Raw genomic sequence first — 7809 nt, 5'->3', positions numbered from 1 at the left:
TCGTAGTACCAGCCGGTCGCCGCGACCACCGCCACCCGCGCGTCCCTCGCGATCGAGGCCAGGGTGCGGACGTCGCGTCCCATGCCACGGCAGGTCAGCTCGACGACCAGGGAGAGCCCGAACTCCTCCCGCAGCGCGCTCAGCTCGGCGGTCACCGCCGCAGCGTGGAGGCGCGGGTCCAGGACGGCCGCGCCGTCGCCCTGCTGGTCCAGGTCGAGGACGAGGTGCTCGTGGGCGAGTGCGGGACCGCGTACGGAGGCGGCCGGCAGGTCGCCGCTCACGGTGCGCAGGGTGCGCCGGGCCAGGTGCTTCATCGTGGGGTTTCCTTCTTCGAGTACGGGCCCTGTCCGGTTCGGGGGCGGATCAGCCCTTGATCGGGGTGAACAGGTCGAGCCAGTACAGGAGGTTGAGCAGGACGCCGCCGACGATCACGGCCGCCGGGGCGGCGGCCATCTTCACGACGGGACGGCCCATCGCCTCGTTCAGCAGGTACAGCCCGCCGACGACGAGGATGCCGAGCCCGCCGCCCATGGCGTTGGCGGCCATCAGCGAACCGAAGAGGATCGCGAGCTGGAGGGTGTCGCCGATGGCGCTGCGGAGGTGTTCGGAGGAGTCGCGGACGCTGGGCAGCTTGCCGAGGACCTTGCCGATCCAGGAGAGGGCCAGCACCTCGACGGCGAACACGAGCGCACCGACGACGGCCGCCACGAACGGGTTCGGCATCAGGTAGCCGATCGGGTACACCAGCGTGAAGCCGGCGATGCCGTACGCCCCGGAGGCGAGCGCGGTGGTCGCGATCAGCGGGATGAAGCCGAACACCCGGTAGAAGTCGACCTGGGCCGCTTCGGAGTACTGCCCCTTCGCGATCAGGAAGCTGGTCGCCTCACCACCGCCGAATATGTGCATCTGGGCGAGTACGCAGACTCCGGCCCCGAGCACCATGAACAGCGGCAGGTACCGGCGCAGACGGGCCGCGCTGGCGCTGAACAGCGACGCCATCGGATCGTCCTCCAGGACGACCTCCTCGACGCCCGCGGCCCGGTCGGCCCGGCGCTGCCGGACGTCCTTGGAGACGGCCAGCCCGATGAGCATCAGCACACCGACGGCCATGGCCAGCGCTCCGGCGAACATGTTCGGCCAGAGCTTCATGGTCATGACGACGAGGGCCAGTTCCAGGACGCCCGCGACACCGCCCCACCTGCGGCCGAACTGCTTGGTGATGGCGAGCACCGGGAACAGCGAGAAGAGGAACAGGATCGGTGTCGACATCTGCTGCATCGCGGTCAGGAAATCGACCGGCAGGTCGTGGGCGACGTTGTTCGCGCCGTTCAGACCGAAGACGACCACCGCGCCCCAGGCGCCGCCCAGGATGGGGGCCAGCCATTTCCTCGGCGCCAGGATCCCGAGGATGTCCGTGGGCAGGAAGACCAGCCACGGGTTCAGGACGCCGGTGGACAGGGCCATCGGGGCACCGAGGCCGAAGATGAACCCGGCGGAGAGACCGAAGGAGACAGCCGTGGTCGCGCTGCGGGTGGTGCGTCCCTGGATGAAGTCCAGCATGAAGGGGCGAACCCCGTCGTTGAAGACGGCCAGGGCCATGTGCGAGATGTAGGCCGTCAGCGCACAGAGGGCTATCACGGTGAGTTGCTGGGCCAGCGTGAAGTCGAGGCCGGCGCCGGCGGCGAGTGTGGTACTCACGAGTCACTCCTTGGTGCCCGGGACGATGGGAACAGGCGGGGATCAGCCGCGGGCGGCGATGGCGCGTGCCATGAGGGGGGCGATGACGTCGATCTGGTCCATCGAGAAACCGAAGACCTTCTTGCCGTCGGCGAGCAGTTCGGTGATCTTCTCCTCGGTCGGGACGCTCCGTCCGAAGGTGTGGCAGGCGGCGCTGCCCATCAGGCCGACGAGCACGCCCAGCGAGGCGCCGGCGCCCGTGTGGCAGGTGCCCAGGTAGTAGTCGGCCTGGCCGGCCCGGAGCTTCATCGCCGCGTCCATGTCGCTGGAGGGGACGATGTCCAGCGAGTCGATGCCGAGCTTGGTGATGGCCTCGGTGACCTCGGCCTTGCCTACTCCACCGGTGAGGATCTTCGTCATGGCTGTTCTTCTCTCTGTGTCGGTTCGTCGGTTCGTGTACGGGGCCGGGAGCGGCGCTCCCGCCCGCGACCGGTCAGGACCTGGGCGCGGAAGGGGGCTGTTGAGCCAGTACGGCCAGGTGCATGCCGAGGAAGTTGACCTCGGACTCGGGCAGCGCGGCCCCCAGCTCCCGTTCGGCACGGTCCGAGACGGCACGGGCGCGGGCGACGGCGTCGGGATGTCCGGCCAGCTCGGCGGCGACCTGGTCGTCGGTGAGGAACTGCTCGATCGGCGCGCCGTCCAGGATCCGGCCGAGGGCCATCATCAGATGGCTGGTCAGCATCCCCGCCGTCGCCTCGGTGACCGTGTGGCCCTCAGCCTCCAGAGAGGTCAGCTCGGTGGTGACGAAGTCCGCCACCTCGGGCCGGACCTGACCGCCTTCGCGAAAGAGCTGGATCCGCTGTGCGAGCTGGTCGTCCATGATGATCCTCCTAAAAACAACAGTAACCAGGATTTTGTATTTTCAGGCCGGGCGACGCCCCTGATTTCTGAGACCCCCGTCACTGGACCCGCCGGTCAGTGCGCGCCGGAGCCTTTCGGCCCGTGCCGGTCAGTACGAGGGGACGCGCTCGCCACGGAGTACCTCACTCTGCAGCCGGGTCACCAGGGACAGATCCAGCGAGTCGCGGACCGCGGCGAGCGCATCGGCCCCCTCGGAGCGGCCGATCACCGCGGCGGTGGAGTTGCGCAGGGCCAGCTCCCGGGTGACCTCGTCCCCGAGCGGAAGTACGTCCACTCCGATACCGAGCCGGTCCTGCGCCTCGTCCAGGTTCCAGACCGTCGCGTCGACCTCGTTGCGGGCGAACAGGTCACCCAGCTGCATGTACGACGCCTCCCGCCACTCCACGTCCTCACGGCCGGCGAAGACCCGCTCCACGAGCATCCGCAGATCCTCCGACGCGTGGTCGACGGCCACCCGCAGCCCTGGCGCGTCCAGGTCGGCACCGTGCCGGACCAGCATGCCGTGCGCGCCCACGTACGTGGCAGGGCCCAGGTCGGCCACCAGCTCCACCGGGTGCTCGGCGATCAACTGGTCGGCGGCGAAGCGCGACAGGACGACCAGGTCGACCTTGCCCTCCAGCAGTGCGGCGGTGCGGGCTCCGGCGCCTCGCATGAACGTGATGGCGAACGGCGCACCCGCGTCCTCGAACGCGCTGCGCAACCCGGTCGCCAGGCCCTCGTACCGCCGCGAGTAGGGGAGCGGCATCGCCGCGAGAAGGGTGCCCAGACCGGACAGCCGCCACAGGACGGCGCGGTCCGAGTGGACGAGGAACGTGCCGAGATGGCCGCGCGCGGTCGTGGAGATCGCCCCCGACTCCTCCAGCAGGCGGAGGGCGGCCTGGATCGTTCCGTTTCCGCAACCCAGCTCCTCCGCGAAGTCACGTACACGCGGCAGGCGGGTGTCCGGCTCGTGGTGCAGGAGCAGGACGGCCAGCTGCCGCGCGGCGAGGCCGTTGCGGGTGAGGAAGCGGTCGTCGAAATCGTTCACGGACCAGACAGTAACCAGGATTCTGGATAGTGACAAGGGGGTCGCCACCCCCGTCTCCCGTCCCGGTCGTCCGTGGATCGCCCGGCCCGAGGCAGTGTCTCCGTCCCGTCGACGCGGCGCTCGGCGAAGGCGACCGGCCGTCGGGCTGCCTGTGCGACCAAAGGCGACCGGTCGTGGGGCTGTCCTGTGCGACCACGGCAACGCCTCACCAGTGACTGCGCCGATGCGTTGAGACCGCGGACGCTCCCTCCGGCGGGGCGGCGGCTTGTTCGGTGCGGCCCCTGGCCTGTCCGCCACTGCCCATGGCCCCGGGTGTCACGAGGTCGGGCGTGTGCTCGCAGGCTCCGAGCACGCGTGGCGCCTGTCCGAGTGGGGCACCGGGCCTCAGCTCGCAGGCGCGGTCCGGGAGACACGTCAGGAGTGTGCGCGAAGTGAGGAAGGTGTGAGCACTTCAGGCGCCTCTGTTCCATGGCTTTGCCAGGAGTGTCCTTGTTTCGTAACTGCGCTGTTCCTTGATCGCCGTGTCGGTCACGCTGGTGCTCAATCGAACGACAGCCTGGCCGGAACGACCGACCGACGCCCGGCCGACCGCACCATCACGACCAGCAGAGGAATGCCCGCCATGCTCCGTAGGCACCACCGCAACACCGTCCTGACCGCCGCCGCCCTGATGGCGACGACCCTGCTTCTCACGGCCTGCCAGGAGGGGGGCGCGGACAGCGACAGTGAGTCGAAGGGGGCCTCGACGTCGGCTTCGGCCTCGGCTGCCAGGGGGAAGACCGGCGACGGTGAGAAGGGCACCGACACCGCCGAGGGACTGTCGGGACAGGGATCCGACAGCGCGTCCGGCGAGGGCGTCACCGGCAAACGGAGCGGAACGCTCTCCTACATGGCCCCGGGGAAGTACATGATCACCGGCAAGGGCGACGACCGGCAGGCGTTCTTCGTCTCCGAGGACACCGAGATCCAGGGCGCGGGCAAGATCTGCGGTGACGCGAACGGCCAGGCCGCCACACCCTGCACCGAGGAAGAGCTCGAAGCCGCGGCGAAGAAGGGGGTCGGTGCCTCGGTCGAGCTCAAGGACGGTATTGCCGTCAGCATCGTGGAGGACCACGCGGACAGCGGTGCCGGCGACAATGCCTCCGGCCTCTTCTCCGGGAAGCTCGGGTACATGGCCCCGGGCAAGTACACCCTGACGGGCAACGGTCCCGAGCGTGCGTTCTTCACCTCCACCGACACCACCGTCAACGGAGCCGGCTGGATCTGTGGCGAGCGTACGAAGATCACCGACTGCACCGAGGAAGAACTCGAAGCCGCAGCCAAGAAGGGGAGTGTCGCCGTCGTCGTCGACATCAAGGACGGCATCGCGGTCACCATCGACGAGGAGCACAACTGATCTCCTCGCGACGGACCGAGAGCCGGGCGTCCGGCCCACCGGCGCACCCGGCGGATGGCCCCGATTCGCTGTCGAAACCGCAGCACTCGCGCACCCGCTACCGAAAAGACGGGACCCCGGCAACCTGGGGCCCCGTAGCGGTCACCCGCTCCGGCAGCGGCGTCGGCAGCTGGGGCCTCGTCCGGCGGGAGCGTTCCGGCGCCGGCCTCCGAGTTGGGCGCACCGGTGGGTTGCGTCGAGCGGCGTTTCTGAGCACGCCTCGATTTCCTTGCCGAGCCGGCTGTTCGCTGCGCCACGCGTACGGCGTGGCTTCGCCCGTACGCACGCGAGCAGGCCCTCGGTACGGAAGAACAGGGACGCGAGCGGATCGACGCCGCGGAAGACGCCGTGATGCCGAACGCGTCGGAACCTGACCTCCGGCCGGACCGCGCCCACACCTGTCAGGCGGCGTTTCCCGCCAAGGGCCGGGCTGCCCTCAGGGGCCGGGGCCGTGGAGTCCGCCGACTTGACCGCCCAGCCGTGCACCGGCTGTACCACCGCGTCCGGCGCGCCTCGGAGCGGGAACACCCGTCGGTGTACGAGCTCGTCGCTGCGCATGGCCGCTGGTTCGCCCCTCACCGCCGTTCTGGCTGCGCACCTGAGGACGGGCATCACAAGGATCGCCCGATACGTCAAGGCCTCATCGGCCACCTCGCCTGCCGAGGGCTGGCGCGACGTGGCGGACGCGGGCCCGGGCGCCTCGCCGCCTGCCGCGCCTTGCGGGCCTCGCACTACGGCGCAAGGGGCTGGCAACCGGGCAGGCGGCGACGACGGCCGGCTGATCGCTCGCGGAGCACGTCGTACACACGGCGGCCCGGTACGGTCAGTCGCGCACGCAGGGACTCGGTGATTCGGCGATAGCTGAGCAGAGGCCGACGGTCCCGCGCAAGGTCGGCAAGGCGACCGCGAGGAGTGGGGGGAGGCCTCAGGGCTGGGCTGCTGGTTCCCCGCCGAAGAACCGGACCGTGCGGACGACGCATCGGCGTGCTTGCCGGCGCGTCCGACCCGTCCCGCTGACCACCGGGACCGGAGAGAAGGCGGGCGCACGGTCGACGAGTCGGCCAGACGTGAAGTGCCGGTGCATACCCTGTGGAGGAAGTGTCAGTGGGTCCGTTTATGCTGCACCGATCGATCGGGCGGGACCAGGGGAGGGTGCGGCATGTTCGGCAGGCTGTTCGGCAGGCACGACGGGAGACCGGCGGAGGATCCGCATGCCCTGCCCGCCCCCCGCAGGAAGACGAACGGGGTGTATACCCTGCGCGCGCTCGGGGACACACGGGTGCTCGCGCTGGTGGAGGCGGCCGACGCCGGTGACTGGGAGGCAGTCAAGGTGGCGCTGGCCCCGTTCGACGCCGGACGCGACCACGCGGTCCTGGGGCAACTGGCCGAACTGGACGGCGTGCAGGACTGGATCGGCCGGGCCGTGGAGGAGGACAAGGAACACCGGGCGACGGCCCTGCTGATATCCGGCGCGCGCCACATCGCCTGGGGATGGGAGGCACGCACCTCCGCGCGGGCCGTGGACGTCACGGCGGAGCAGTGGCGGACCTTCCACGCACGGCTCCGCATCGCCGAGGAGCACCTGCTGGAAGCCGCCGAGCTGCGGCCGGAGTGGGTGACACCGTGGCGTCAACTCCTCACCTCCGGACGCGGTATGTCGCTGGGGTCCGAGGTGAACGAGACCCGCCTGGACGCCGCCCTGCGCCGCGAGCCGCTGGACCTGGAGACCCACGTCGAGTGGATCTCGCAGTTGCAGCCACGCTGGGGCGGCGAGCCGGGCCGGGCCCTGGCGTTCGCCCGTGAGGCGTTCGCCGGCGCACCCGACGGGGATCGCCTGGGATGCGTGATCGCCATGGCCCACATCGAGGAGTGGGTCGAGTCGGACGACGGGGAACACCTCGAGGCCGCTGCCACCCAGGAGGAGTTGAGGGACGCGGCCCGGCGCAGCGTCCTCCACCCCGCCTACCGGCGGAGCCCGGGCTGGCAGCAGGACTTCAACATGTTCGCCATGGCCTTGTCGCTGGCCTCCGAGAGCATCGTGTGCCCGCGCGTCTTCCACGAACTGGCCGGCGCCTGCACCTCGTGGCCCTGGAAGTACATGTCGGAGCCGGAGAAGGCGTACGCCCGCTTCAAGCGCTACGCCTGAGCCGGTCGCCTGCCTCAAGCACCATGCTCTGAGCCGCTCGCCGGCGTCGGGCGTCATGCCCTGAGCGGGCCGCCCTCCCGTCCCCCCTGCCCCGCCCGTCTCTCCCACCCCGGACCGCCTGATGACTCTGCCCGACCCCGCCGCCTCCCCGGCCGGCGCCGACCACACCTTCCAGGTGGATCTGCGCGGCCTCGTCGACCTCCTCTCCCACCACCTCTACTCCAGCCCGCGCGTCTACCTCCGCGAACTCCTGCAGAACGCGGTGGACGCGCTGACCGCCCGGCACGCCCTCGAAAAGGACGCGCCGGCCGACGCCTTCGGCATCCGCGTGTACGCCGACGGTTCGGCCGTCCGCGTCGAGGACGACGGCGTCGGCCTCACCGAGGCCGACGTGCACGCCTTCCTCGCCACCATCGGCCGTAGCAGCAAGCGCGCCACGGAGGCGTCCTCGGCCGAGCCCGTCCGGGGATGGGGGAAGATCGAGGAGCAGCGCAGCGACTTCATCGGCCAGTTCGGCATCGGCCTGTTGTCCTGCTTCCTGGTCGCGGACGAGATCCACGTCCTGAGCCGTTCCGCCCGCACCCCTGACGCACCCGCCGTGGA

At 70.3% G+C, this 7809-nt stretch carries 7 protein-coding genes and 1 pseudogene; 3 read left to right on the top strand and 5 right to left on the bottom strand.

All coding sequences use genetic code 11. The features are described 5' to 3' along the window. From IH13_RS0121800 to yhfZ, 5 genes and pseudogenes are all read right to left on the bottom strand, one after another. Positions 1–314: pseudogene (locus IH13_RS0121800) on the bottom strand (phosphotriesterase); the annotation flags it as partial. 49 nt (positions 315–363) lie between these two features. Next, entirely contained in the window at positions 364–1698 is a 1335-nt protein-coding gene (locus IH13_RS0121795) for a YhfT family protein (protein WP_031086962.1), read from the bottom strand. Positions 1699–1740: 42 nt separating this feature from the next. Then, entirely contained in the window at positions 1741–2097 is a 357-nt protein-coding gene (locus IH13_RS0121790; protein ID WP_031086959.1) for a DUF2620 domain-containing protein, read from the bottom strand. A 73-nt stretch (positions 2098–2170) separates the two neighbouring features. After that, complete coding sequence (locus IH13_RS0121785; RefSeq protein WP_031086957.1) at positions 2171–2557, bottom strand: PRD domain-containing protein; 387 nt, start codon at positions 2555–2557, stop codon at positions 2171–2173. Positions 2558–2686: 129 nt separating this feature from the next. Continuing rightward, entirely contained in the window at positions 2687–3625 is a 939-nt protein-coding gene (gene yhfZ / locus IH13_RS0121780) for a GntR family transcriptional regulator YhfZ (RefSeq protein WP_031086955.1), read from the bottom strand. A 622-nt stretch (positions 3626–4247) separates the two neighbouring features. On the opposite strand from yhfZ, the gene IH13_RS0121775 reads away from it, so the two are divergent. The 3 genes from IH13_RS0121775 to IH13_RS0121765 form a co-directional block, all read left to right on the top strand. Further along, the gene (locus IH13_RS0121775; RefSeq protein ID WP_031086954.1) at positions 4248–5021 is read left to right on the top strand and encodes a hypothetical protein; all 774 of its coding nucleotides are present in this window, start codon (positions 4248–4250) and stop codon (positions 5019–5021) included. 1198 nt (positions 5022–6219) lie between these two features. Next, entirely contained in the window at positions 6220–7206 is a 987-nt protein-coding gene (locus IH13_RS0121770; protein ID WP_031086953.1) for a hypothetical protein, read from the top strand. Between the two features lie 121 nt (positions 7207–7327). Beyond that, positions 7328–7809 (top strand): ATP-binding protein (locus IH13_RS0121765; RefSeq protein WP_031086952.1); only part of this gene is annotated, 482 nt, incomplete at its 3' end.

This window comes from Streptomyces sp. NRRL WC-3549, from assembly GCF_000721935.1.
Classification (GTDB): domain Bacteria; phylum Actinomycetota; class Actinomycetes; order Streptomycetales; family Streptomycetaceae; genus Streptomyces.
This window is presented reverse-complemented; position numbering and strand designations above follow the sequence as displayed.